Here is a 1,318-nt window from a genome sequence, read left to right on the forward strand (position 1 = left end):
TAATTTAATTTCCTAAAACATTAGAAAAAGGAGTTCCTTTCTCGTATGATTGGTTTGAACAAAAAACACATACAGAAAGAAGAACTCCTTCATGAATGATTTTACCAAAAATATAACTCAAGCTCTATTCAATCAAGATAACATTAATGATTTGCTTCGTCATGAAATCCAACAAGCTGTTAATGACTTGTTAGAATCTGAACTGACTGCCTTTTTAGGCTATGATCCTGATGCTAGAAATGGCTGGAATACTGGTAATTCTAGAAATGGTGCGTATTTCCGTAAAATTGATACCCAGTTTGGATCAATTGAGGTACAAGTGCCACGAGATCGCAATGGTATGTTTCATCAACACACTCTGCCAGACTATAAACAACATACTGATCTCTTAGAAGATATGGTTATAAAGCTTTATTCTAAAGGTGTAACCACTAGAGAAATAGCTAATTTGATCGAAAAAATGTATGGCAGTCATTATAGTCCAGCTCAAGTGTCTAATATCTCTAAGCAAATGATTCCTAAAGTTGAGGCTTATCACAAGCGTAAGCTGAGCGATAAGTTCTTTTGTGTTTATCTTGATGCAACGTATATACCGTTGCGTCGAGAAACTTTTGAACGAGAAGCAGTATATATTGCCATTGGTATCAAGCCCAACGGTCACAAAGAAGTGATCGATTATTGCATAGCTCCTAGCGAAAATATCGAAGTCTGGACGGAGTTGCTTCAAAATATGAAAAGCAGAGGCCTTAAACAAGTTGAATTATTTTTATCAGATGGTGTTGTGGGTATGAAAACTGCACTAATGCAAACTTATCCTAAAGCTCACTTCCAGCGCTGTTTGGTTCACGTAATGCGTAATATCTGCGCTAAAGTACGTGTAGAAGACCGTGAGGCAATTATGAACGAGTTTAAGCAAGTTCATCAACAGTCTAACAAGCAAGAAGGTATAACAGTCTTACATAGCTTTTATAGTAAATGGCAGAAAGCTTATCAGCATGTAATTCAGAATGTAAAAGACATTGAAGCGGATCTGCTAGTTTTTTATAACTATCCGAAACAGATCAGAAGTTCAATCTATTCAACTAACATGATTGAATCCTTTAATAATGTTGTTAAGCGCAAAGCCAAACCTAAAGCAGAGTTTCCAAATGAACAGTCATTAGATACTTTTATTGGAATACAAGCAATGAGCTACAATGATCGCTATTTCAAGCGAATTCATAAAGGCTTTGGTCAAGTACAAGACACTCTAGAATCCTATTTTGAATAAATAATTAATTAAAAAAATCAATCTACGAGAAAGATTTATTTACACAAA

At 35.0% G+C, this 1,318-nt stretch carries 1 protein-coding gene; it reads left to right on the plus strand.

All coding sequences use genetic code 11. From position 1 onward, the window contains the following. Nucleotides 1-91 precede the first annotated feature (91 nt). A complete protein-coding gene (locus tag FC77_RS07610) occupies nt 92-1,270 on the plus strand; it encodes an IS256 family transposase (protein ID WP_056971022.1) in 1,179 nt (392 codons plus the stop codon). The last annotated feature ends 48 nt before the right edge of the window (nt 1,271-1,318 follow it).

Origin of the sequence: Lactobacillus acetotolerans DSM 20749 = JCM 3825 (genome assembly GCF_001436775.1) — a bacterium.
GTDB lineage: Bacteria > Bacillota > Bacilli > Lactobacillales > Lactobacillaceae > Lactobacillus > Lactobacillus acetotolerans.